At 39.5% G+C, this 25,327-nt stretch carries 24 protein-coding genes; 12 read left to right on the forward strand and 12 right to left on the reverse strand.

Annotated features, from left to right (window positions below; genetic code table 11):
• The first annotated feature begins 515 nt into the window (after nucleotides 1-515).
• Nucleotides 516-1,496: an acrylyl-CoA reductase (NADPH) gene (gene acuI / locus GNP81_RS00170; protein WP_005416807.1), complete on the forward strand. Its 981-nt coding sequence runs from the start codon at nucleotides 516-518 to the stop codon at nucleotides 1,494-1,496.
• 144 nt (nucleotides 1,497-1,640) lie between these two features.
• Here the strand turns inward: acuI and yiaA are convergent, their stop codons facing one another.
• The 3 genes from yiaA to GNP81_RS00185 all read right to left on the reverse strand — a co-directional run bounded on the left by yiaA (nucleotide 1,641) and on the right by GNP81_RS00185 (nucleotide 3,492).
• The gene (yiaA, locus tag GNP81_RS00175) at nucleotides 1,641-2,087 is read right to left on the reverse strand and encodes an inner membrane protein YiaA (RefSeq protein ID WP_146865341.1); all 447 of its coding nucleotides are present in this window, start codon (nucleotides 2,085-2,087) and stop codon (nucleotides 1,641-1,643) included.
• A gap of 124 nt (nucleotides 2,088-2,211) precedes the next feature.
• Nucleotides 2,212-3,153 (reverse strand): LysR family transcriptional regulator, encoded by a 942-nt coding sequence (locus GNP81_RS00180; protein ID WP_011260906.1) that lies wholly within the window; start codon nucleotides 3,151-3,153, stop codon nucleotides 2,212-2,214.
• Nucleotides 3,154-3,300: 147 nt separating this feature from the next.
• Entirely contained in the window at nucleotides 3,301-3,492 is a 192-nt protein-coding gene (locus tag GNP81_RS00185) for a hypothetical protein (protein ID WP_005416802.1), read from the reverse strand.
• Between the two features lie 185 nt (nucleotides 3,493-3,677).
• On the opposite strand from GNP81_RS00185, the gene tusA reads away from it, so the two are divergent.
• A complete protein-coding gene (gene tusA / locus GNP81_RS00190; protein WP_005416800.1) occupies nucleotides 3,678-3,929 on the forward strand; it encodes a sulfurtransferase TusA in 252 nt (83 codons plus the stop codon).
• Nucleotides 3,930-3,974: 45 nt separating this feature from the next.
• Here the strand turns inward: tusA and GNP81_RS00195 are convergent, their stop codons facing one another.
• The 4 genes from GNP81_RS00195 to glyQ form a co-directional block, all read right to left on the reverse strand.
• Entirely contained in the window at nucleotides 3,975-4,226 is a 252-nt protein-coding gene (locus GNP81_RS00195) for a hypothetical protein (RefSeq protein WP_005416798.1), read from the reverse strand.
• 134 nt (nucleotides 4,227-4,360) lie between these two features.
• On the reverse strand, nucleotides 4,361-6,001 hold the full coding sequence (locus GNP81_RS00200) for an alpha-amylase (RefSeq protein WP_155671910.1): 1,641 nt from the start codon (nucleotides 5,999-6,001) through the stop codon (nucleotides 4,361-4,363).
• 145 nt (nucleotides 6,002-6,146) lie between these two features.
• Nucleotides 6,147-8,213: a glycine--tRNA ligase subunit beta gene (gene glyS / locus GNP81_RS00205; protein ID WP_054775564.1), complete on the reverse strand. Its 2,067-nt coding sequence runs from the start codon at nucleotides 8,211-8,213 to the stop codon at nucleotides 6,147-6,149.
• 2 nt (nucleotides 8,214-8,215) lie between these two features.
• Nucleotides 8,216-9,136: a glycine--tRNA ligase subunit alpha gene (gene glyQ / locus GNP81_RS00210; RefSeq protein WP_005416792.1), complete on the reverse strand. Its 921-nt coding sequence runs from the start codon at nucleotides 9,134-9,136 to the stop codon at nucleotides 8,216-8,218.
• A gap of 228 nt (nucleotides 9,137-9,364) precedes the next feature.
• Here glyQ and GNP81_RS00215 point away from each other — a divergent pair, with 228 nt between their 5' ends.
• Nucleotides 9,365-10,612 (forward strand): valine--pyruvate transaminase, encoded by a 1,248-nt coding sequence (locus GNP81_RS00215; protein ID WP_155673664.1) that lies wholly within the window; start codon nucleotides 9,365-9,367, stop codon nucleotides 10,610-10,612.
• Between the two features lie 332 nt (nucleotides 10,613-10,944).
• Here the strand turns inward: GNP81_RS00215 and ibpA are convergent, their stop codons facing one another.
• The 5 genes from ibpA to dnaA form a co-directional block, all read right to left on the reverse strand.
• Entirely contained in the window at nucleotides 10,945-11,379 is a 435-nt protein-coding gene (ibpA, locus tag GNP81_RS00220; protein WP_155673663.1) for a small heat shock chaperone IbpA, read from the reverse strand.
• Nucleotides 11,380-11,965: 586 nt separating this feature from the next.
• The gene (gene gyrB / locus GNP81_RS00225; RefSeq protein ID WP_155673662.1) at nucleotides 11,966-14,383 is read right to left on the reverse strand and encodes a DNA topoisomerase (ATP-hydrolyzing) subunit B; all 2,418 of its coding nucleotides are present in this window, start codon (nucleotides 14,381-14,383) and stop codon (nucleotides 11,966-11,968) included.
• A gap of 17 nt (nucleotides 14,384-14,400) precedes the next feature.
• The gene (gene recF / locus GNP81_RS00230) at nucleotides 14,401-15,480 is read right to left on the reverse strand and encodes a DNA replication/repair protein RecF (protein ID WP_155671914.1); all 1,080 of its coding nucleotides are present in this window, start codon (nucleotides 15,478-15,480) and stop codon (nucleotides 14,401-14,403) included.
• Between the two features lie 13 nt (nucleotides 15,481-15,493).
• Nucleotides 15,494-16,594: a DNA polymerase III subunit beta gene (dnaN, locus tag GNP81_RS00235; protein ID WP_005416783.1), complete on the reverse strand. Its 1,101-nt coding sequence runs from the start codon at nucleotides 16,592-16,594 to the stop codon at nucleotides 15,494-15,496.
• 32 nt (nucleotides 16,595-16,626) lie between these two features.
• On the reverse strand, nucleotides 16,627-18,036 hold the full coding sequence (gene dnaA / locus GNP81_RS00240) for a chromosomal replication initiator protein DnaA (protein WP_005416782.1): 1,410 nt from the start codon (nucleotides 18,034-18,036) through the stop codon (nucleotides 16,627-16,629).
• Nucleotides 18,037-18,332: 296 nt separating this feature from the next.
• On the opposite strand from dnaA, the gene GNP81_RS00245 reads away from it, so the two are divergent.
• From GNP81_RS00245 to mioC, 9 genes are all read left to right on the forward strand, one after another.
• Entirely contained in the window at nucleotides 18,333-19,085 is a 753-nt protein-coding gene (locus tag GNP81_RS00245; protein ID WP_155673661.1) for an amino acid ABC transporter substrate-binding protein, read from the forward strand.
• Nucleotides 19,086-19,238: 153 nt separating this feature from the next.
• Nucleotides 19,239-19,910, forward strand: coding sequence for an amino acid ABC transporter permease (locus tag GNP81_RS00250; protein ID WP_005416780.1), 672 nt, complete (start codon nucleotides 19,239-19,241; stop codon nucleotides 19,908-19,910).
• The gene (locus GNP81_RS00255) at nucleotides 19,907-20,644 is read left to right on the forward strand and encodes an amino acid ABC transporter ATP-binding protein (protein ID WP_155671920.1); all 738 of its coding nucleotides are present in this window, start codon (nucleotides 19,907-19,909) and stop codon (nucleotides 20,642-20,644) included. Before GNP81_RS00250 ends, GNP81_RS00255 begins: the two co-directional genes overlap by 4 nt.
• Nucleotides 20,645-20,829: 185 nt before the next feature.
• The gene (gene rpmH / locus GNP81_RS00260) at nucleotides 20,830-20,964 is read left to right on the forward strand and encodes a 50S ribosomal protein L34 (protein WP_005416778.1); all 135 of its coding nucleotides are present in this window, start codon (nucleotides 20,830-20,832) and stop codon (nucleotides 20,962-20,964) included.
• Nucleotides 20,965-20,979: 15 nt separating this feature from the next.
• Nucleotides 20,980-21,333, forward strand: coding sequence for a ribonuclease P protein component (rnpA, locus tag GNP81_RS00265; protein WP_011260895.1), 354 nt, complete (start codon nucleotides 20,980-20,982; stop codon nucleotides 21,331-21,333).
• The gene (gene yidD / locus GNP81_RS00270; protein WP_005416776.1) at nucleotides 21,300-21,557 is read left to right on the forward strand and encodes a membrane protein insertion efficiency factor YidD; all 258 of its coding nucleotides are present in this window, start codon (nucleotides 21,300-21,302) and stop codon (nucleotides 21,555-21,557) included. The genes rnpA and yidD overlap by 34 nt, the downstream gene beginning before the upstream one ends.
• 2 nt (nucleotides 21,558-21,559) lie before the next feature.
• Nucleotides 21,560-23,185 carry a membrane protein insertase YidC gene (yidC, locus tag GNP81_RS00275; protein WP_005416774.1) on the forward strand — a complete coding sequence of 542 codons (1,626 nt, stop codon included), beginning with the start codon at nucleotides 21,560-21,562 and terminating at the stop codon, nucleotides 23,183-23,185.
• Nucleotides 23,186-23,282: 97 nt separating this feature from the next.
• Complete coding sequence (gene mnmE, locus GNP81_RS00280) at nucleotides 23,283-24,650, forward strand: tRNA uridine-5-carboxymethylaminomethyl(34) synthesis GTPase MnmE (protein ID WP_155673660.1); 1,368 nt, start codon at nucleotides 23,283-23,285, stop codon at nucleotides 24,648-24,650.
• A 61-nt stretch (nucleotides 24,651-24,711) separates the two neighbouring features.
• Nucleotides 24,712-25,146 (forward strand): FMN-binding protein MioC, encoded by a 435-nt coding sequence (mioC, locus tag GNP81_RS00285; RefSeq protein ID WP_155673659.1) that lies wholly within the window; start codon nucleotides 24,712-24,714, stop codon nucleotides 25,144-25,146.
• Nucleotides 25,147-25,327 lie beyond the last annotated feature (181 nt).

The following is a 25,327-nucleotide window of genomic DNA, read 5'->3' on the forward strand; positions in this document are numbered from 1 at the left end:
GATATTTATCTTATGTAATTTATACTAGAGAGATTGTACGTCCTTTATCTTTCTGCTTTGTAACGGAAGCAGCCTAACAGCATTAGTTAGGTATAAAGCCGACGCATTTTCACAACCTCGATTGCACACGGTCACATTACATTATAAATAGATCCAGTTAGGCTTATTCGTTGCTAACGATCTGCTGAAATGTTCAATTATTAATGATTGGAAAAGTGAAATGAAACACGGAGATAATACTTTTTTGAAGATATTTCTGAGGGTTTTACTTGTACTTATTGCTTGTATTAATAACTCTATACATTAGAGCAAGGCGCAAAATTACCACGAACTAGAAAAAAGTAAAGATCTTATTTTCATTTTTCTGTTTAATTTATAAGCTTAGGGTATATGCATAAAACGCATAGTACTCATGTTTAAGTATCATTTTTTTTATTTTCAAAACTCACCTACACTTATTCTCATTGGTCAAACAGACCGTTTGATATTCGTTATTATCCTTATTGGAGTTCGTTATGTTTAAAGCATTAGTTCTAAATCAAGAAGATAGAAATACAATTGCAGCAGTTACTGAGATCGATGAATCTCAACTACCTGAAGGTAATGTTAAAATCGACGTAAACTACTCTTCTCTAAACTACAAAGACGGCTTAGCGATCACTGGTAAAGGACGTATTGTTCGTAACTTCCCAATGGTTCCTGGTATCGACTTATCAGGTGTAGTTTCTCAATCAGATGATCCTCGCTATAAAGCGGGTGATGAAGTTGTTCTTACTGGTTGGGGTGTTGGTGAAGGTCACTGGGGTGGTATGGCTGAGAAAGCAAGCCTAAACGGTGACTGGTTAGTACCTATGCCAAAAGGCCTAGATGCTAAAAAAGTAATGGCAATCGGTACTGCTGGTTTTACTGCAATGTTATGTGTACAAGCAATCGTTGATGCAGATATCAAACCTGAAGACGGTGAAATCCTAGTAACGGGTTCAAGCGGCGGTGTAGGCAGTGTTGCAATTACACTTCTAAACCAATTGGGTTATAAAGTTGCAGCAGTAACAGGTCGAGCTTCTGAAAATGGCGAATTACTAAAATCTCTAGGTGCTACTCGTATTGTTGAGCGTAGCGAATTAGAAGAACCAGCAAAACCATTAGAAAAACAACTATGGGCTGGCGCTATTGATACTGTTGGTAGCAAAGTATTAGCAAAAGTATTAGCACAAGTAGACTACAACGGCGCCGTAGCGGCATGTGGTCTTGCTGGTGGTTTTGATTTACCAACAACGGTAATGCCATTCATTCTACGCAATGTTCGCCTACAGGGTATTGACTCTGTAATGTGCCCTCGCGAAAAACGCATTAAAGCATGGGAACAATTAGCTGAACTACTACCAGCATCATTCTTTGACCAAGCAACAAAAGAAGTGTCTCTTGATGATGCAATCCAAGCTGCTGAAGACATTACTAACGGTCAAATCACAGGTCGCGTTGTAATTAAAATCTAGTAGTAATTAAAATTTAAAAGGTTTAAAACTAAGTCCTACCTAACTTAGTTTTAGATAACATCAGTAATTCAAGGCAGCATAATCGCTGCCTTTTTTATATCAATGTAATTATCTATTTAGCGCATAATGAACGGATAATTAGTATTACTCTACTAACTCATCTTTTACTTCAGACAATCCTTCATCACTTATACTAGCTGCAACATCCCGAATATTTTTTTGAATCGTCACAACTGAAAATAATGAAAGTGTATAAGCCATTGCAAAAAAGCCCTTTTCACTGAGTAATAATTCCGCATTTCTTAAACCAATAGCCATTAACAACAACGCTGAAATCAAAGCAACACGACAACTCATCGTATACATTGAAGTGACGTTTATCCCTTCTTGTTTATCTCTAATGGTTTTTTGTAATGATATTGCTGCAAATAAACCGAGCAATAATAAAGAAAAGTAATAACCCTTTTCATTCAGCTCCATGGTGGATTTCCATAAGCCAAATAAATAAGCAGAAGAACCAATAACAAACGCTCCCCATGATGCCATGATAAATGCGCTTGTTGGTTGATGATATTGATAATGTTGTTCCATAACTCCCTCCTCAAAACCATAACGTTATGTGAGAGAGCAAAGAAAATCGAACTTAACGAATAACTCTGAGAAGCATTATTCATTATGAATTCTATTAATTACACCAAATACAGAGTACTACACGTTATGCAAAACCAATATCTTCAATACGTTTTTCAATTAACTTACCGCACTCTTCTTTAACCACTCGTCGTAGCCAGGTTTGAGCTGGTGATGTATCACAACGCGAGTGCCAAATCAGTGAGTAATCAAACGGAGTAAATTCAAAAGGTAATGGTTTAATCACTAAGTCATAACGTTCAGCCACTAAATACGCCAAATCTGCGGGTACAGTGATCACCAATGGCATTTTATCGACAATCGCTAACGCCGCTTCTAAATGGTAAGCCCTAAGTACTTGTCTTCTTTCTCTTTGACCTGATAATGCAGCATCAATTAGCGCCTTTACCCCATCACTAATTGCGATCATTGCATGTGGTAAAGACAAATAATCATCCAAAGTTAATATTGAACCCGATAACGGATGATTTTTAGATAACAAGCACAGCACACCAACCTGCCCTAATACTTCCTGTTTAAGTGGCAATACAGACCCAATTGGACGACAAATTGCCATATCTACTTTCTCAGTACTGAGCTGCTTAAATAAGTTTTCATGATTTAAAGGAGCAAACTCCAATGAGATATTTGGCGCTTGTTCATAAATTTTTGGTAATGCATAAGGCAAAATAGTTTGCATTGCATAATCAGTCGTTGCGATTAGAAAATGCTGATCACAATGCATAGGCGTGAAGTCACTTGGTGTAAGCAACTGACGTAATGATTCTAATGGGAGGTTTATCTGTTCATTTATCTCTAATGCTTTTTGGGTCGGAACTAGATGTTGACCTTGTCGGGTAAACAATGGGTCTCCAAGCAAATCACGCAATCGGCCTAATACTCGGCTCATTGCCGACTGACTCAAATTAAGGCGAACCGCAGCTTGGCTAACACTGTTTTCTTCTAACAAGACTTTAAGTGCAATTAACAAATTTAAATCACGACGATAAACTTCTTCTAATTCCATAACCTGACCTACTAGGCTTAATCAACGTAGTGAGTGTAACTGTTTTCTGGATAAAAAAAATCCCGCATTTCATTCAACTCTTATTTGATATTAAGAATGATGAAAAAAACGGGAAACTGGAGAGTCTTTTTATTATTTTGAAGTAAGTTAAGAATCTTGTTCTTCCGCAGTTTCTGCTTCTGACCATGTTTTTAATTCTACCGTTAGCGCTACCATCACAGATGCCAAACTAATAAGTGGAAATAAACTGATGTTTTCAGGAGTACGCAATACTAATGAACTAATAGTAACAAGACAAAGAACACAATAAATAGTTAAGCGATCTATTTGAGTAAGCATAATAACGATCCTTCTGTTGCTTTCTAACCGAGAGTTAGAATGGATAAAACAACAAGTTAACGTTCCAATGTTAATTTGTTGTTAAATTTAATCTACTCCCTTTTCAGTTCTTTGCCAACGCGTATTGATTATTTTTTTTACAGCAGTATGATCTCGGTCGCCTTTAACTGTAAAGAGATACAAACATGACCATCAACTTTGATACAGCAACACAAACACTAGAAGCAGAAGGATTACGCTGCCCAGAACCTGTCATGATGGTTAGAAAAACGATTCGAAAGATGGAAGATGGTGAAACGCTATTAATTAAAGCCGATGATCCATCAACGACAAGAGACATTCCTAGTTTTTGCCGTTTTATGGATCACGAACTTATCGCAGAAGATACAGATTCCCTTCCTTATCGTTATTTGATCCGAAAAGGACTCTCAAAATAATACGTACAAAAAAGGCAACCATTATGGTTGCCTTTCTCTTATAAACTACGTATTGATATCTCGTGCTAGCTTTTGTATCGCTTCAATTTGATTCTGTAAGTTTCTCAACTCTTTTCTCATCGGTAATACATAATGTACCCGAACCCAAGCATCAACTGACAACCCTGTTGTAATGATTGCACCAACCACCATAGGCACCCACATATCAGTAAGTACCATCCCTAATAAATTAAGGGCTAATGCGACAGTAAATAGATAGCATTGACTTTGAGGGGATATAGCTAAAAAACGAGTCATGATAAGCTCCTTTCCTTAAGAAACATCTACCAATACAACTTATTCTAACTGTAGATTATCACCTCTAGAACAAAAGCTATGTGCCTAGTATCACACTCTTATTCTGATTTTATTAAACTTTGGTGACAACTTAACTATTCACCAGTGTAAACAACCATCACATTGTCTGACTTGTTTTTTCGGATAAAAGCATAGTAACTATTGTTTTCAATAACCTGATATTCTCCATTAGATAATGCAGAGTGATCGGCTCTAAAAGCTAATAGTTTTTTCCAATGAGACATAAGAGATAAACGTAATCCTGTCATTTCATCCCAGTTCATCTCGCTATAAGCCTCACCGCTTTTAGCCGTTTCATCACCATACCAAATAGCAATATTACCCTGTGATAATAACAGTGCAGAAGCCGTATCTCTGTACTGAGAGTAATTAGCTTCAGATAGCTCGTCTAAACCGCGTTCTTCAAACCAATTAATCGCGTATAACTCATGTGATTTCTCAGTCATAGATAAGCTATAAGTAAATTGACTAAAACACTGATCTTTATTTTTCTGCATCGACACTATTTGTGGTTTAAATGATTTCTTCTCATTTAAATCAACAACTAGGAAAGAAGAGGATTCAAGCGCTTTATATTGATTATGTGTTTTCCATAATTCAAAAGCTTTACTCGCACTCGCCTCTATCTTTTGAGTCAATTGTGGTGTTGAATCCGATAAAATCACCCCATCAATGCCAAATTTAGCAACCCACGTCGTTATCCATTGAGTTAGTAATTCATTTTTAGCTCGGCTTACTTGAGCTACATTGGTTACGGGTTTATTTGCGAAGAACTCAGGCGTTGAAATATTACCTTCACTGCTAGGATCTGACCACGCAGGTGACCACCACTGTGGTACTTGTCCATTTTCATCTTTAAATGCATCAAGATAATTTGTCAGGTTTTGACCATCTTTCGGTTGCCATTCATTCCAATAACTAGGAAGGTCACTTGCATCTTTAGGTTGGATATTAAATTGTTGTAAGTCTGCAAGGCTTGGTTCTGATGGAATGGTATCAACACTCCATACAACTCGCATGCCTAACTGATGAGCTGAATCCACAAATGTTCTCATTTCTTGCTCTGTACCCATATTGGTATCAAGCTGAGTCCAATCTAATGTAGCCCCACCTGCATATGGGTATTCAGGAGAATTACCATTTTTCCCTGGAAGCCAACCATGCACTTGCTCTAGTGGCGTCGAAAGCCAAAGAACATCAACACCTAACTCAGCTAAATAATCTAGCTTTTGAGTAAGGCCTGAGATGTCACCGCCCTGAAAACCTTGTGCCGTTTTTTGTCGACCATAGCTGTGATCATTCCAACTGTTACCATTAAAGAATCTATCCGTTGCAATGTGATAAAAAGTGGCATTCTTCCATTGAAAAGGGACTTCTTCTTTTTTTGACTCTAACAGCAATAAGCCACCACTATGACGGCTCGGTGTTAAGGTAACACTACCATTTTTCACTTGAGCAATACGTCCAGTATAAGCATCAGTGACAACCTCACCATCGGCCCACAAATCAGAAACAACGACAGTTACAGGTTGAATACCTAGCTGAGGACAAATGATATCTACGCTATCAGTCGCATCGTTATTAGTTGACTTGGCTATGTCTGATGATGGATTTGATGAGTTTTCTGATAAAGAAGAATTATCAGTTGATGGCGTACTTTGACACCCAACTAATAAAGACAGCGAAATAAGTGTTGCACTAACAGACAATTTCATCGAAATCAGAAACCTAAAAATAATAACAGTGACTCAATTGTAGCCATTGTTAACAACATTATTAATCTCTAATTTTCGAAAATACGATATTTAGACAAAAAAATACCCCGCATTAGCGAGGTATTTCATTTGATAAGGCTATTTCTTATTTTTGAAGAAGAGAAATATCAGCAATATCTAAGAATAAGTTACGTAGCTTATTCAGAAGTGTTAGACGATTTGTCTTAAGTGCTTCGTCATCAGCCATAACCATTACGTTATCGAAGAACGCATCTACAGGTTCACGTAGTTCCGCAAGACGACTTAACGCTTCTTGGTAGTTACCTGCTGCAAATACTGGCTCTAACGCTTCAGCTAAGATTTCAACTTTCTCAGCTAATGCTTTCTCAGCATCTTCTTGTAGAAGAGCAAGATCAATCTCTTGAGCAAGCTCACCATCAAATTTAGCTAGGATATTACCAACACGCTTATTCGCTGCTGCTAGTGATTCTGCTGCATCTAATTCACGGAAGTGAGATACCGCTTTCACACGCTTATCGAAATCAGCTGGTTTTGTAGGACGACGAGCAAGAACCGCTTGGATGATGTCTACACTGAAACCTTCATCTTGGTACCATGCACGGAAACGACCTAACATGAAATCAATTACGTCAGTCGCTACGTTTGCATTCGATAGTTTATCGCCAAACAGAGATTGTGCTTTTGCAACAAGATCAACTAAATCTAAGTTGTACTCTTTTTCAACGATAATACGTAGAACACCTAGAGCCGCACGACGAAGTGCAAATGGATCCGAACCTTTAGGTGCTTGGCCAATACCAAAAATACCAACCAACGTATCTAATTTGTCAGCCATTGCTACTGATGCAGAAATATCTGTGCTTGGTAGATCATCACCAGCAAAGCGTGGCATGTATTGCTCGTAAAGAGCTAATGCTACTTGCTCATCTTCACCATCATGAGTTGCGTAGTGCATACCCATTACACCTTGTGTATCTGTAAATTCAAATACCATAGATGTCATCAAGTCACATTTAGCTAAAAGACCTGCACGTTGAGATTTCTCAACATCAGCACCGATTTGTTCAGCAATGTAACCTGCAAGCTCAGTAATACGGTCAGTTTTGTCTTTGATCGTACCTAATTGCTTCTGGAAGATAGCTTGTTCTAATTCAGGTAGACGGTCAATAAGCGGACGCTTACGGTCTGTATTAAAGAAGAACTCAGCATCAGCAAGACGTGGACGAACCACCTTCTCGTTACCTTCGATAACATGACGAGGCTCTTTAGACTCAATGTTAGATACAAAGATAAAGTTAGGAAGCAGTTTCTTGTTCTCATCGTATACAGGGAAGTACTTCTGATCGCCCTTCATTGTGTACACTAATGCTTCAGAAGGCACTTTCAAGAACTCTTCTTCAAACTTAGCAGTAAGAACAACAGGCCATTCAACTAATGACGTTACTTCTTCTACAAGATCGTCTTCTAAATCTGCTTTACCGCCTACTGCGGCTGCCGCTTTTTCAGAATCAGCTAAGATGATCGCTTTACGAGCATCGTAATCTGCCATTACTTTACCGCGCTCTTCTAAAATAGCAGGGTATTGATCAGCAGAATCAATCGTAAATTCAGATTCACCCATAAAACGGTGACCACGAATAGTACGAGCAGAACTCACACCTAAGATAGAACCTTCAATAAGCTCGTCACCTAATAGGATAGTCAGTGTTTTTACTGGACGAATGAATTGAATGTCAGAGTTACCCCAACGCATTGCTTTAGGGATAGGTAGGCCTGCTAATGCTTTTGCTGCAAAATCAACAACAAGCTCTTGTACTGGTTTACCTTTTACTTCTTCTTTATGAAGTAACCACTCGCCTTTGTCTGTTTTTAGACGATCAGCTTGTTCAACCGTAATACCATTACCACGAGCCCAACCTTGAGCCGCTTTTGTTGGATTACCATCAGCATCAAATGCAGCAGAAACAGCAGGACCGCGTTTCTCAACAACTTTATCCGCTTGGCTTTCTGCTAGTTCAGCAATTTTAAGAGCTAAACGACGTGGTGTTGCATACCATTTAACACCTTGGTGTGCTAAATCAGCAGCTTTTAATTCTGCTTCAAAGTTTGATGCAAACGCTTCAGCTAATGAACGAAGTGCTGTTGGTGGAAGCTCTTCTGTACCTAATTCAATTAGAAAATTCTTCGCCATGATTACTTCTCCTCGTTCTTCTTACACATTGGGAAGCCAAGAGCTTCACGTGATGCATAGTATGCTTCTGCAACCGCTTTAGTTAGGTTACGAATACGAAGGATGTAACGTTGACGTTCAGTTACAGAGATCGCTTTACGTGCATCTAATAAGTTAAATGCGTGAGCCGCTTTTAGGATGCGCTCATAAGCAGGAAGAGGAAGCGGTTTTTCTAACTCTAAAAGCTCTTTAGATTCTTTTTCACATTGGTCGAAGAAACCAAATAAGAAATCAACGTCTGCGTGCTCAAAGTTGTAAGTCGATTGCTCAACTTCGTTTTGGTGGAAAATGTCACCGTAAGTAACCGCAGTACCATCTGGGCCAATGTTCCATACAAGATCGTAAACAGAGTCTACTTCTTGAATGTACATAGCAAGACGCTCGATACCGTAAGTGATTTCACCAGTTACTGGTTTACACTCAAGACCACCTACTTGTTGGAAGTAAGTAAATTGCGTTACTTCCATACCGTTTAGCCAGATTTCCCAACCTAAACCCCATGCACCTAGTGTTGGGTTTTCCCAGTTGTCTTCAACGAAACGAATATCGTGAACTAATGGGTCGATACCAAGCACTTCTAGAGAGCCTAAGTACAACTCTTGAATGTTGTCAGGCGATGGTTTCAAAGCAACTTGAAATTGGTAGTAGTGCTGAAGACGGTTCGGGTTTTCACCGTAACGGCCATCAGTAGGACGACGAGATGGTTGTACGTAAGCTGTTGACATTGGCTCTGGACCAAGTGCACGTAAACAAGTCATCGGGTGAGAGGTGCCTGCACCTACTTCCATATCTAGAGGCTGTACAATAGTACAACCGTTTTGTGCCCAATAATCCTGCAGCGCGAGGATCATTCCCTGGAAGGTTTTGATATCGTATTTTTGCATAATTTAATTCGCGCGATTCGTTAGTAATAAATAAAAATATAACAAGTAACTATACCTTACGAGGCTCTTTGGGAGTAGCAAAAATAAGCACTTTCTTAAAATTCACCATGACTTTACGTGCTAAGCAATAAAAATGGTGATTATCTTGCCTCTTTAACTCTGTTTGGTGTTGAGGTATGTTGTTAAAACAATCAATACTCAGACTCAACAATTAGCGCGGTAGTCGTAATGAAGTTTACTCAATTTGGCGAAAAATTTACTCGTTACAGCGGGATCACTCAATTAATGGATGATTTAAATGATGGTTTACGTACACCTGGAGCCATCATGCTCGGTGGTGGTAACCCTGCCGGTATTCCCGCCATGCTCGACTACTTTAAAGACGCCTCACAAAAAATGCTCGACTCTGGTGAGCTCATTGCGGCAATGGCCAACTACGATGGTCCTCAAGGTAAAGACAGCTTTGTAAAAGCATTAGCAAAGCTATTAAAAGAAACGTACGGTTGGGATATTTCAGAAAAAAACATCTCTTTAACTAATGGCTCTCAAAGTGCTTTCTTTAGCTTATTCAATCTATTAGCTGGTACTTACGCGGACGGTTCAAAAAAGAAAATTTTACTTCCTCTTGCACCGGAATACATTGGTTACGCCGATTCTGAGTTGGAATTTGATAGTTTTATTTCTTATCGTCCTGAAATTGAATTATTAGACAATGGACTCTTTAAATATCATGTGGATTTCAGTCAATTAACTGTTGATAAATCTATCGGAGCAATTTGTGTTTCTCGCCCTACGAATCCTACAGGTAATGTAATTACAGACGAAGAAGTGATTAAGCTGGATAAATTAGCGCGTGAAAATAACATCCCACTGATTCTAGATAATGCTTATGGCACCCCTTTCCCTAATATTATCTTCGAAGAAGTCACACCATTCTGGAACGACAATACCATCCTATGTATGAGCCTATCTAAGTTAGGGTTACCGGGATTACGCTGCGGTATTGTAATTGCAAATGAGAAGATGACCGAAGCCATTACAAATCTAAACGGCATTATCAACCTTGCTCCAGGTAGCGTTGGTCCAGCAATGGGATTACACATGATTGAATCCGGTGATTTATTACGTTTAAGTGAAAACGTAATACAGCCTTTCTATCATGAAAAGTCGCAAACAGCGGTGAACATGCTACAAACAGCGATAACTGATCCACGTTTCCGCATCCATAAACCTGAAGGTGCTATTTTCTTATGGTTATGGTTTGATGAACTGCCTATCACAACTATGGAACTGTACAAACGCTTGAAAGCACGTGGTGTACTCATTGTTCCGGGTGAGTACTTCTTTATTGGGCAAGATGACAGTTGGGAGCACGCTCATCAATGCTTACGTATGAATTACGTTCAAGATGAAGACATGATGCAAAAAGGCATTAATATCATTGCAGAAGAAGTGTTGAAGGCGTATTCAGAGTAAGTAATTAAGACAGCAATCTAATCTACTCAAATAATAGCTTGTTGCTTTGGAGTCAGCAATTCTGTTTGTCATCACTAAGCAAACAACACATACAGATGCCATCTATTGATGATGGAAAAGCAATAAGCTATTGATACAACAATCTAATCAACACAAATAATGACTTGTTGTTTTAGGGGAAACAATTCTGTTTGTCATCGCTAAATTAGCCACTTCTACCAATGCAATCTATTCGTGATGGAAAGCAATGAGTCATGAATAAATAATTCAGCAAACACAAAAAAAGGCGCTATCACAGCGCCTTTATGTTCAATAATAAATACCGTTAAGCATTAGCCTTCAAGCAAGTTATTGCCATTAATTTCAATCTTACGAGGCTGCATCGCTTCTGGAATTTCACGCTCTAAATCTACGTGTAATAATCCGTTTTCCATCGTTGCGCCCACCACTTTCACGTAATCCGCTAATTGGAATTTACGTTCAAAGTCACGCTCAGCAATGCCTTGGTATAAATAGGTTTTTTCTTCAATGTCTTTTGGACGTTCACCACGAACAATCAGCATATTCTCGTGTTGAGTTAAATCAATTTGATTATCAGCAAAGCCTGCTACCGCCATAGTAATACGGTATTTATTTTCAGATTGCTGTTCAATATTGTACGGAGGGTAACCGCCATTTGTTTTTGCCGAATGATTTTCCATTTGATTGAAAAGACGGTCAAAACCAATTGCTGAACGGTATAGAGGTGTGAAATCTACATTACGCATAATACTATCCTTTAATTTAAGCAATAGTGAGTACAACTACCCCTAACTTTGGGTCCTTAGTTGACTCTAATAAATTGTAAGACTTTCCTTTTTGGACAAGTCATTTTCAGAAGACCCTATCGGCATCCTCTTCATAAATAGATATGTGGTTTACTGTTTTTACTTTCAAGAGATAAAAGCTATTTATTTTTCGATTTAAACCCAAAACACCACTAACTCTATGAACAATAAATAAAAATAATACCAATGTAACTAATTAGGTGATCTATTTATTACGCAGGAAAATCACTTAAGAGCAAGGCGAAAATTCTTATAAGTAGTTATTCTACAATAATAATTTTTAACGCGGCTATTGAGTGATTTAACCAGTAATAATAATCAGGTAATTAATGGAATTGGTATAACGCCTCAAATTTCAGATAAAAAAAAGCACCGCCAACAGCAGTGCTTCCTCATATATCTAAATTCTAAGTTGAGATAAATTGCCGCTGTAATCGCTTAGTTCAAGGAGAAGGTGCGGAGCTTATGAACATAAGTGAGCACCCTCGACGCAGAAATCAGTGATTACAGCAAATATTTACTCAGCTTAGATGTCTAAGTTAGATACGCGTAATGCATTCTCTTCAATGAAGTTACGACGAGGTTCAACTTGGTCACCCATCAATGTAGTAAACAACTCATCAGCCGCTACTGCATCGTTAATCGTTACTTGCATCATACGACGAGATTCTGGATCCATCGTTGTTTCCCAAAGTTGCTCAGGGTTCATCTCACCCAGACCTTTGTATCGTTGTAGAGAGAAACCACGACGAGACTCTTTAGTTAACCATGCCAATGCATCTTCAAAGCTAGAAACTGGTTGCTTACGCTCACCACGTTGTGCGTAAGCACTTTCTTCTAGAAGACCATCTAATGCTTCAGCTAAATCAGCAATACGTGCGTACTCTTTAGAGTTCAGTAGATCAATACTTAGTACATATTCATGCTCAACACCGTGAGTACGAACAACCAGTTTAGGTTGATATGCATTTGCTTCTTCATCAAATAAAAGAGCAGCATTGTATTGGCTTGCACCTACTTCGTTTGCATTTAACTCAGCAACAAATGCTTCAGTCCATGCTTGTGCAGTTGCTTCATCAGTACACATTTCTTGTGTTAAACGACCTGTGTAAACAAGACGATTCAGCACAGATACAGGGTAACGACGAGACATACGATCAATTAGCTTCATTACACTGTTGTATTGAACTACAAGATCTTCTAATGCCTGACCTGCAATTGCTGGTGCATCAGCGTTAGTAAATAGTGAAGCATTATCAAGCGCTAATGCAATTTGGTATTCCGCCATTGCATCTTCATCTTTAATGTATTGCTCTTGCTTACCTTTCTTCACTTTGTAAAGTGGTGGCTGAGCAATATAGATGTAACCACGTTCAATTAGCTCAGGCATTTGACGATAGAAGAACGTCAAAAGAAGCGTACGAATGTGAGAACCATCGACATCGGCATCGGTCATGATGATGATGTTGTGGTAACGCAGTTTGTCTGGGTTATATTCGTCACGACCAATACCACAGCCTAGTGCAGTAATCAGTGTACCCACCTCTTGAGAAGACAGCATTTTATCAAAGCGTGCTTTCTCAACGTTTAGGATTTTACCTTTAAGAGGTAGGATCGCTTGGTTTTTACGGTTACGTCCCTGCTTAGCTGAACCGCCAGCAGAGTCCCCTTCCACAATGTATAGTTCAGATAGACCAGGATCTTTTTCCTGACAATCCGCTAGTTTACCTGGAAGGCCTGCTATATCTAACGCGCCTTTACGACGAGTCATTTCACGAGCTTTACGAGCCGCTTCACGCGCACGAGCAGCATCAATGATCTTCGAACAAACCATCTTAGCTTCACTTGGGTTTTCTGCTAAGAACTCAGACAGTTTTTCACCCATTGCTGATTCAACTGCTGATTTAACTTCAGAAGAAACTAGCTTATCTTTTGTTTGGCTTGAGAATTTTGGATCAGGTACTTTTACAGAAACAACAGCCGTTAGACCTTCACGAGCATCATCACCAGAGGTCGCTGCTTTTGCTTTTTTAGAGAAACCTTCTTTATCCATAAACGTATTTAACGTACGCGTTAATGCTGAACGGAAGCCCGCTAAGTGTGTACCGCCATCACGTTGTGGAATGTTGTTAGTAAAACAGTAGATGTTCTCTTGGAAGCCATCGTTCCATTGCATAGACACTTCAACAGAGATACCGTCTTCACGCTCTGAATCAAAGTGGAATACTTTTTGGTGGATAGGTGTTTTATTACGGTTCAAGTGTTGTACAAACGCTTGAATACCACCTTCATACATGAAGTGATCGGCTTTATCTTCTTCACGCATATCTTGTAGTTTGATAGATACGCCAGAGTTTAAGAAAGACAGTTCACGAAGACGCTTAGCTAAAATTTCATAAACAAACACTACGTTAGTAAATGTTTCTTCACTTGGCCAAAAACGGATTTTAGTACCCGTAGTGTCTGTTTTGCCGATAACCGCAAGTGGCGCTTCTGGTTCACCATGATGGTAAACTTGTTGGTGAATTTCACCTGCACGGTGAATCGTTAATTCTACTTTTTCAGATAGGGCGTTTACTACAGAAACACCTACACCGTGAAGACCACCAGATACTTTATAAGAGTTATCATCGAACTTACCACCAGCGTGAAGTACCGTCATGATAACTTCTGCTGCTGATACGCCTTCTTCTTCGTGAATTGACGTAGGGATACCACGACCATCATCACTTACTGAAACTGAATTATCTTCGTGGATAGTTACAATAATATCTTTACAGTGACCAGCAAGAGCTTCATCGATTGAGTTATCGACAACCTCAAACACCATGTGGTGAAGACCTGTACCGTCGTCGGTGTCGCCGATATACATACCCGGACGCTTACGTACCGCATCTAGGCCTTTTAGTACTTTAATACTCGATGAATCATAATTTTCTGACATGAGTTACTCTCGCGTTTTTATCCTTGGGCTATTTTGCCATGTTCAATCTCGAACATCTTGCTTTCATCATCATGCATATCTGCAATCTGTTCAGCAGTAATCGAACTGATAAACACCTGCGCCTTTGTCTGTTTCAAATATTGAGCCAGCAATTGGCGACGATGGCTATCCAGTTCAGAAGCAAAATCGTCTATTAAATAGATGCACTGCTTTCCTGTTGCCTCAGTTAAATGTTGCCCTTGTGCTAATCGTAATGCACACACCATCAACTTAAGTTGACCGCGAGACAACACATCCTCAACAGGAGTGCCTGCAACTTTAATTCTTAAGTCGGCTTTATTTGGGCCGCCAACGGTATAGCCCAGCTGTTTATCACGCTCAAAGTTCTTCTTGAGCAGTTCTGCGTATGGGGTTTCTCTGTCCCAACCGCGATAGTATGACAGCTTTATGTCATATTCTGGTAAGAATGCCTGACATATTTGTTGAGTTGCTTCAGATATGTGATTGATGTAATCCACTCGCCACTGATCGATCTTCTCAGCCAGTTGAGCAAGTTCCAAATCCCAATAACTCAATTCACGATAGCTATTTGCCGTTTTTAATAATGCATTACGTTGTTTGGTTAATCGCTTTACTCGGCTCCATGCATCATAAAATGCAGGTTCCACGTGAAACACTCCCCAATCAATAAATGCACGGCGAAATTTAGGGCCATCGGTAACTAATTCAAACCCTTCAGGGTGAATTAATTGAAGTGGTAAAACTTTAGCTAATTGTGCCAGTTTTTGACCACTTTCTCCGCCTATTTTAACCTCAGTTGTGCCATCGCGCTGTTTATTTATACCAATAGGTAGTTCAAACAGCTCTGGAGTGGTAAATCGCCCATGAATAAAAAGCTCGTCACAGTCATTTCGAATAATTCGACCTGTTAACGAGCTCTTGAATGAACGACCATGTCCGAGCAAATAAATCGCTTCAAGGACACTGGTTTTCCCACTGCCATTAGGGCCAATAACAAAATTAAAACCAGGTGATAATTGAATATCACACGTTGTTATATTACGAAAATCATTAATGATTAAACGAGATAATGGCATCGACGGTTAAAATCTACAGACGGATTGGCATAACAACGTATTGTGCTTCGTCATTAGCACAATCTTCCACTAATGCACTGGCATTAGCTGTTGTCATTGAAATTCGCACACGCTCACATTTTAAAGTATTAAGAACATCTAATACATAGCTTACGTTAAAGCCAATTTCGATATCATCGCCTTGGAAATCCACATCAAGGATTTCTTCCGCTTCTTCTTGCTCTGGATTGTTCGCTGTAATGCGCATTTGGTTATTTGCTAAATTAACGCGAACACCACGGAATTTTTCATTTGATAAAATAGCTGCACGCGCAAATGCTTGACGCAGTTCATCACAATCCGCTTCTAGCGTTTTGTTGCTACTTTGCGGCATTACGCGTCGATAATCAGGGAAACGACCATCAACAAGCTTAGAAGTGAAGACAAAGTTATTCACTTCTGCACGCACATTTGAATTACCAAACTGTAAAGTAACACTCTGATCGGGTGAGTCAAGTAAGCGAACCAGCTCTTGAATACCTTTGCGTGGCATGATCACTTGTTGTTCAGGTAATTCTGATTCGACTGGCATGTTACATACCGCCATTCGGTGACCATCTGTCGCAACTGAGCGGAAAATATTACCTTGAGTTTCAAACATCATACCATTTAGGTAATAACGTACATCTTGGTTAGCCATAGAGAATTGAGTACTCTCAATTAGCTTACGAAGTTGTGCTTGAGAAAGTGTAATTTCAACTTCACTCTCCCAACCTTCAATGTTTGGGAAATCATTTGCTGGTAATGTAGCAAGTGTGAATCGGCTACGTCCAGAACGAACTAAAACACGGTCACCTTCTAATACGATAGTAATGTTTGCGCTATCAGGCAAGCCACGACAAATATCTAAAAATTTACGAGAAGGAACGGTAACAGCACCCGCTTCAAAATCACCTTCTAGTGTAATTTTGCTGATTAATTCAACTTCTAGATCAGTTGCTGTCATCGACAACTGGCCATTTTCTACCTGCAGTAAAATATTTCCTAAAATAGGCAGAGATGGACGGCCACCAAGGGCACCAGATACTTGTTGCAGTGGTTTTAATAACAGACTGCGTTCAATAGAAAATTTCATAATACTCGTCTATATATAAAGTAGATAATGGCTTACGATGACAACGTACGAATTAAATTAGAATAATCTTCTTTAATATCATGGCTTTCTTCTCGAAGTTGCGCAATCTTACGGCAAGCATGTAATACCGTTGTATGGTCACGACCACCAAATGCATCCCCTATTTCAGGTAAGCTGTGGTTAGTTAACTCTTTTGACAACGCCATTGCAAGTTGGCGTGGGCGAGCAACAGAACGAGAACGACGTTTAGATAATAAATCCGCCATTTTGATCTTATAGTACTCAGCAACGGTTTTTTGAATATTATCAATCGTCACTAGCTTTTCTTGTAATGCTAATAAATCACGTAACGCTTCACGTACAAAATCAATAGTAATAGCACGACCAGTAAAGTTAGCATTCGCGATAACGCGGTTTAATGCCCCTTCTAACTCACGTACATTTGAACGTAAGCGCTTGGCTATAAAGAAAGCTACTTCATCAGCTAAGTGGATTTGATGATCTTCTGCTTTCTTCATCAAGATAGCAACGCGGGTTTCTAATTCTGGCGGTTCAATCGCAACTGTAAGACCCCAACCAAAACGAGACTTAAGACGATCTTCAACCCCATTAATCTCTTTAGGGTATCGATCTGACGTAAGAATGATTTGTTGGTTACCTTCTAGCAGAGCATTAAAGGTATGAAAGAACTCTTCTTGTGAACGCTCTTTATTAGCAAAGAATTGAATATCATCGATAAGCAAAGCATCAACACTACGGTAATAACGTTTGAATTCTTCAATTGCGTTATTTTGCAGTGCCTTAACCATATCTTGAACAAAACGCTCAGAGTGCATATAAACCACTCGTGCATCAGGCTTACTATCAACAATAGCATTACCTACCGCATGTAATAAGTGCGTTTTACCTAAACCTGTACCACCATATAAAAAGAGAGGGTTATAAGCAGTACCAGGATTATCAGAAACCTGACGTGCCGCCGCCAAACCAAGTTGGTTTGATTTACCTTCAACAAAGTTAGTAAATTTATGTTTAGGATTCACATTTGAACGATGATTTAAATCCGCAGCAACAGGGCCAGCACCCTCAGATTCCCACGGTTTATGAACAGATTGACGCGCTTGAAGTTGTGCAGGTGCAGAAGTAGCTGCCGCAACATCAGCAGCGGTCTGCTTTGGTACTGCAGGAGCAGATACAGGTTTACTTCCCACCTCAAAACGTAAAGTAGGAATATCATTACCACAGAACTCATTTAATAATGAGTTAATGCTATTTAAGTACTTATCACGTACCCAATCGAGTACAAATCGATTCGGCGCAAATAGCGTTAGGGTATTGTCATTTAATTCTGCTTGTAGTGGTCTAACCCACATACTGAATTCTGCGGAAGGTAATTCTTCTTGAAGGCGCTGTAAACACTGCAGCCAAAGCGATGAAGACACGGACAACCCCACTCATAATTAATTTCAAAAGGTCGTTAATTTTATACTGTGGATAACTATAGTGCCAGTATTAGATCGATGATCCAGTGAATAAGATCGAAGTTATTCACACTGATCACGCTTTTTTACCTAGATCAACACACTTTTTACCTGACTTATACCCAAAACCATCAACAATGCGGAAAAAATGATCATAATTTAATGATTTAGTTATTACACATAACCATCGGGTATTTAGAACTCAGTCGCAAAAAAAGTATCATCCTAATACTGAATGAATAATAGGAGTATCAATCATGAAATGGACTAAAAATATCCTAGCAGGATTAGCGCTAACATTAGCAGCAACTCAATTTGCACAAGCAGCAACAGAAGTTAAAGTAGGAATGTCAGGACGCTATTTCCCATTTACCTTTGTGAAGCAAGATAAACTGCAAGGATTTGAAGTCGATTTATGGGATGAGATTGGTCGCCGTAACGATTATAACGTTGAATACGTAACAGCGAGCTTTTCAGGTCTGTTTGGCTTATTAGAAACCGGTCGAATTGATACTATTTCAAATCAAATTACCAAAACCAAAGAACGTGAAGCCAAATATCTATTTGCAGATCCTTACGTTGTAGATGGTGCTCAAATCACAGTACGTAAAGGCAATGACAGTATTAAAGGTATTGATGATTTAAATGGCAAAACCGTGGCTGTCAATTTAGGTTCAAATTTTGAAAAGTTATTGCGTGATCACGACAAATCAGAGCAAATTAATATCAAAACGTACGATACAGGTATCGAACATGATGTGGCTTTAGGACGTGCTGATGCTTTTGTAATGGATCGTCTTTCAGCGGCCCAATTAATTAAAAAATCAGGTCTTCCTTTGCAATTGGCAGGTAAACCATTTGAAACCATCGAAAATGCATGGCCATTCGTAAACAATGAAAAAGGTCAAAAGCTACAAAAAGAAGTGAACCAAGCATTAAACACTATGAGAGAAGATGGTACGTTAGCAAAAATCTCTCAGAAATGGTTTGATTCAGATATCACTCAATAAGCTAGCCTGATCGCAAAGTAAGTTATTACTTACCATCCATCAAATAAGCCCACTATATTACTAGTGGGTTTCATCTTTCTAACCCACAAGCAAGTAATACCAGCCTAAGCTCGGATTACCCACTTTCTTCTAAGAACAATTACAGAGAGCATTATGGGATTTGATTTTACCTACATGATTGAGCTGTTACCTATATTATTTAAATATTTAGGTACCACAATGGAAATGGCATTATGGGGATTACTCTTTTCATTAATCCTCGCGTTAGTACTCGCTAACTTGCGTGTATTTAAAGTGCCTGTATTTGATCAACTAAGCCAACTTTATATTAGCTTCTTCCGAGGAACACCATTATTGGTCCAACTTTTCCTCCTCTATTACGGGCTTCCTCAAGTCTTTCCTATCTTTGTTGGATTAGATGCATTTAGTGCAGCTGTTATAGGCCTTACTCTCCATTTTGCCGCTTACATGGCTGAAAGTATTCGTGCGGCGATTATTGGTATCGATCGCAGTCAAATGGAAGCAAGTTTATCCATAGGTATGACAACTTCTCAGGCGATGCGTCGAATTATTTTACCCCAAGCTACTCGTGTTGCTCTGCCTTCTTTAATGAATTACTTCATCGATATGATCAAATCCACTTCTCTTGCTTTTACTTTAGGTGTGGCAGAAATCATGGCAAAAGCACAAATGGAAGCCTCATCCAGCTTTAAGTTCTTTGAAGCTTTCCTTGCAGTAGCACTTATTTATTGGGGAGTCGTTGTTATTCTGACTCGAGTGCAAATTTGGGCTGAAGAAAAACTAAATAAGGCGTATGTACGATGATAAAAGTGAAAAACTTACATAAGAGCTTTGGCGACACTCAAGTTCTTGCAGGAATCGATCTTGAAATAAATAAAGGAGAGATCATTGCTGTTATCGGTTCTAGTGGGACAGGTAAATCCACTCTACTTCGTTGTATTAATTTTCTTGAAACAGCAAACAAAGGCGTGATCAGTATTGATGATGTTAGCGTCGATAGCGAACAACATACAAAAAGTGAAATACTGGCATTACGAAGAAAAACAGGATTTATCTTTCAAAACTACGCTCTTTTTTCCCATTTAACTGCTCGTCAAAACATTGCAGAAGGTCTAATAACTGTCCACAAGTGGAAAAAAGACGACGCTCTCAAAAAAGCACAGCAAATATTAGATGATATTGGTCTCGGTGATAAAGGAGACAGTTACCCAGCCGCTTTATCAGGAGGCCAACAACAACGAGTAGGTATTGGCCGTGCTATGGCATTAGAGGCGGAGCTCTTACTCTTTGATGAACCCACGTCAGCACTAGATCCTGAATGGGTAAACGAAGTACTTACTTTAATGAAAAAACTGGCGACACAGCATCAAACGATGTTAGTTGTCACTCATGAGATGCAGTTTGCGAGAGAAGTAGCCGATCGTGTCATCTATATGGCTGATGGAAAGATCGTCGAACAAGGAACACCAGAGCAAATTTTTGGTTATCCACAGGATCCTAAATTGCAGAAATTCTTAAATCAAGTTGGGATCGAATAAAGATCCTTGCGCTCTGGCTCACAAAACGTATAATTCACCATCCGGAAAATACGTGGAACCTCTTGTTGACTATTTATGAGTCAATGATTACAATTCCGCCTCTTTGTTGAGAGGCGTCGGAATGTACGTCCCACGCCGGGTTTAATTAAACCTAATAACTACTGATCAGTAATAAGGTAATACCAATGAAACGCACTTTCCAACCTTCAGTTCTTAAGCGTAAACGCTCTCACGGTTTCCGTGCACGTATGGCTACTAAGAACGGTCGTAACGTAATTAACGCTCGTCGTGCTAAAGGCCGTAAGCGTCTATCTAAGTAATCCTAGATTATTTTGATGAATTACGATTTCTCTCGGGAGTTACGCTTGTTAACTCCCGAAGATTACAAATTTGTCTTCAAGCAAGCTCATCGAGCTGGCTCGCCTCATTTCACCATTCTTGCTAGAGAAAACTCTCTTTCACATCCTCGTTTAGGTCTCGCTGTTCCTAAAAAGCAAATTAAAACTGCTGTTGGTCGCAACAAGTTCAAACGTATCGTTCGTGAAAGTTTCCGCAATAAGCAACATTCCTTACCTGCGAAAGACTTTGTAGTTATCGCTAAAAAGAGTGCTCAAGAATTGAGTAACGAAGACTTCAACAAGCTATTAGACAAATTATGGCATCGCCTGTCTCGCCCTTCTCGTGGATAGCAATCGGTCTCATCCGTTTTTATCAACTCGTCATCAGTCCAATGATTGGACCTCGCTGTCGATTTACTCCAACGTGTTCACATTATGCAATTGAAGCACTAAAGTCACACGGTTTAGTAAAAGGGTGTTGGCTATCTGGCAAACGTCTATTAAAATGTCATCCTTTGAATGATGGGGGCTATGACCCCGTCCCACCCAAGCAGCATAAAGACAGAGAACAATAACGATGGATACCCAACGTAATATTCTGTTGCTAGCACTGGCTTTAGTTTCTTTTTTACTTTTCCAACAATGGCAAGTAGAAACTAATCCGCAGCAACCAGCTACAGTTAGTACCGTTCAACAAACACAAACGGATGGTGATGTTCCAACTTCTTCAACAGCAAACAGTGATACACCAGCCGATTCAGCACAGTCTGACAAGCTGATCACAATCACAACTGATGTGCTTACTTTAAAAGTAGATACATTGGGTGGTGACATCATTGAATCTGTTCTTAATAAATACGACGCAGAACTAGACTCTAAAGCTAAGTTTGTTCTTCTTAAGAACGACGCAACACACAGCTACGTTGCTCAAAGTGGTCTAATCGGTCCTCAAGGTATCGATTCAAACTCTGGCCGTGCTCAATTTACAGCACAAAAAACAGATTACGTTTTAGCTGAAGGCCAAAACGAATTACGCGTTCCTTTAACATTAGTGAAAGACGGTATTACTTATACTAAAACACTAATCCTTAAACGCGACAGCTACGCTATTGATGTTGATTACACAGTTGATAACCAATCTTCAGCACCAGCAACTGTTGAAATGTACACAAACCTAAAGCAAAACTTAATGGATGATGGTGGTAGCCTTACTATGCCAACATACCGTGGTGCTGCTTATTCAACAGAAGATACACGCTATAAAAAATACAGCTTTGACGACATGGAAGATAAAAACTTATCTATCGACATGACAAACGGTCAAGGTTGGGCGGGTATGTTACAACACTACTTCGCTTCAGCTTGGATCCCTCGCAACGTAAATGATGCAAAACTGACATCTCGCGTAGCAGGTGACTATGGTTACATTGGCGTTCGTATGCCTTCTGTGACTATTCCAGCAGGTCAAGAAGCGACACTTTCTGCAACACTTTGGACTGGTCCAAAACTTCAGAAAGAAATGGCTGCAACAGCACCTTACCTAGACCTAACAGTTGATTACGGTTGGTTATGGTTTATCGCTTCACCACTTCATAAACTATTGTCTTTCATCCAAGGCATCGTTGTGAACTGGGGTCTAGCAATCATTGTTCTTACTTTCATCGTTCGTGGTGCAATGTACCCACTAACGAAAGCACAATACACATCAATGGCTAAAATGCGTATGCTTCAACCTAAGTTGACAGCGATGCGTGAACGTATTGGCGATGACCGTCAGCGTATGAGCCAAGAAATGATGGAGCTTTACAAGAAAGAAAAAGTAAACCCACTAGGTGGTTGTTTGCCAATTCTTCTTCAAATGCCAATCTTCATTTCACTGTACTGGGCATTAATGGAATCTGTTGAACTTCGTCATACTCCATTCTTTGGTTGGATCACGGATTTATCAGCACAAGACCCATACTACATCCTGCCATTATTAATGGGTGCAAGTATGTTCTTAATCCAGAAGATGAGCCCAACAACAGTAACGGATCCAATGCAACAGAAGATCATGACGTTCATGCCTGTTATGTTCACTGTATTCTTCTTATGGTTCCCATCTGGCCTAGTTCTTTACTGGTTAGTATCAAACATCGTAACGTTAATTCAGCAAACTCTGATTTACCGTGCTCTAGAGAAAAAAGGCTTACATTCTAAGTAACCTTTCACTCTTGAAGTAAAACAAAAGGCGGCCATTGGTCGCCTTTTTTGTTCAATGAGCATACAATATCAGTAAGCAATAGACATAAAGAATAATCATGACACTACATACAGACACCATTGTTGCACAAGCAACAGCACCAGGCCGAGGCGGCGTTGGTATCATTCGCGTATCAGGTCCAAAAGCAAAAGACGTTGCGCTTGCTGTTATTGGTAAAGAACTAAAACCTCGTTACGCAGAATATGCGCCATTTAAAGATGAAAATGGATTGGAGCTTGATCAAGGTATTGCCCTTTACTTCCCAAACCCACATTCATTTACCGGTGAAGACGTATTAGAACTTCAAGGCCATGGTGGTCCTGTCGTCATGGATATGCTAATCAAACGCATTCTAAAGATTGATGGCATCCGTACAGCACGTCCAGGTGAGTTCTCAGAAAGAGCTTTCTTAAACGACAAAATGGATTTAGCTCAAGCAGAAGCGATTGCTGATTTAATTGATGCAAGCTCTGAAGAAGCGGCTAAATCAGCCTTAAATTCATTACAAGGTGTTTTCTCAAATAAGATTAACACCTTAGTTGAATCGCTTATCTATCTACGTATTTACGTTGAAGCTGCCATCGACTTCCCTGAAGAGGAAATTGATTTTCTTGCTGATGGTAAAGTCAGCGGTGACTTACAAGGTATCATTGATAACCTTAATGCGGTTCGTAAAGAAGCAAACCAAGGCGCTATCATGCGTGAGGGTATGAAGGTTGTTATCGCAGGGCGTCCAAATGCAGGTAAATCTAGCCTTCTTAACGTATTATCAGGTAAAGATACCGCTATCGTTACCGACATAGCAGGTACAACCCGTGACGTGCTTAGAGAACACATTCATATTGATGGTATGCCATTGCATATTATTGATACCGCAGGCCTTCGTGAAGCATCTGATGAGGTTGAACGTATTGGTATTGAAAGAGCTTGGGATGAAATAGCACAAGCTGACCGTGTTTTATTTATGGTAGATGGAACAACAACCGATGCAACAGACCCTAAATTAATTTGGCCAGAGTTCCTTGATCGTCTACCAAAAAACATGGGCATGACAGTGATCCGAAATAAAGCAGATCAAACCGGTGAAGATCTTGGTATTTGTCATGTAAATGATCCAACATTAATTCGTCTATCAGCTAAAACTGGTGAAGGCGTTGATGCTCTACGTAACCATTTAAAAGAATGCATGGGCTTCTCAGGCAACCAAGAAGGTGGCTTTATGGCTCGCCGACGCCATCTAGAAGCGTTAGAAAAAGCCGCTCAGCATCTTGATATAGGTCAACAGCAATTAGAAGGTTACATGGCGGGAGAAATCCTTGCAGAAGAACTTCGTATTGCACAACAACATCTAAGTGAGATCACTGGTGAATTTACCTCTGATGATTTACTTGGACGTATATTTACTTCGTTCTGTATTGGTAAATAAAACCAATACTAATAAGATTGATAATGGGCCGATGTAGGCCCATTTTTTATAGGATAAATTCATGAAAAAAGTATCTATTATTACAGGAAGTACTCTTGGTGGAGCTGAGTATGTTGGCGACCATCTTGCTGATTTATTAGAAGAAATAGATTTTGCCACAGACATCCATAATCAACCTAATTTAGATGATATTAATACCAATAGCTTATGGCTTCTTGTTGTATCAACTCATGGTGCAGGCGATTATCCTGACAATATTAAGCCATTTATTCAACAGTTAGAAACAATGACCCAACCACTATCGAGCGTTGAATTTGCTGTTGTTGCTATTGGTGATTCAAGTTATGACACTTTCTGCGCAGCAGGTAAATCACTTCAAAATACCTTAAAAGAGCATGGCGCTATCGAAAAGTTCCCTCTATTAGAGATAGATGTAACTCAAAATAGCATCCCAGAAGAACCAGCAGAATTGTGGCTAAAACAACACATTTGTTAATAAAAAGTGTAATCCGATCTATAAAAGTTATTAAATAGATGACACCTACTATGTGGATAACTATAGAAAGATCCAGTGATCAAGTTATAGTTATCCATTGAATAAGATCTAACGCCCTCCCCCCTTGTGGATAACTAACTCTTTTGTCCTCAAGCTGTCCGATCGAAGATCAAAGAAAGAT

The sequence above is a fragment of the Aliivibrio fischeri genome, from assembly GCF_009727955.1.
GTDB lineage: Bacteria > Pseudomonadota > Gammaproteobacteria > Enterobacterales > Vibrionaceae > Aliivibrio > Aliivibrio fischeri_A.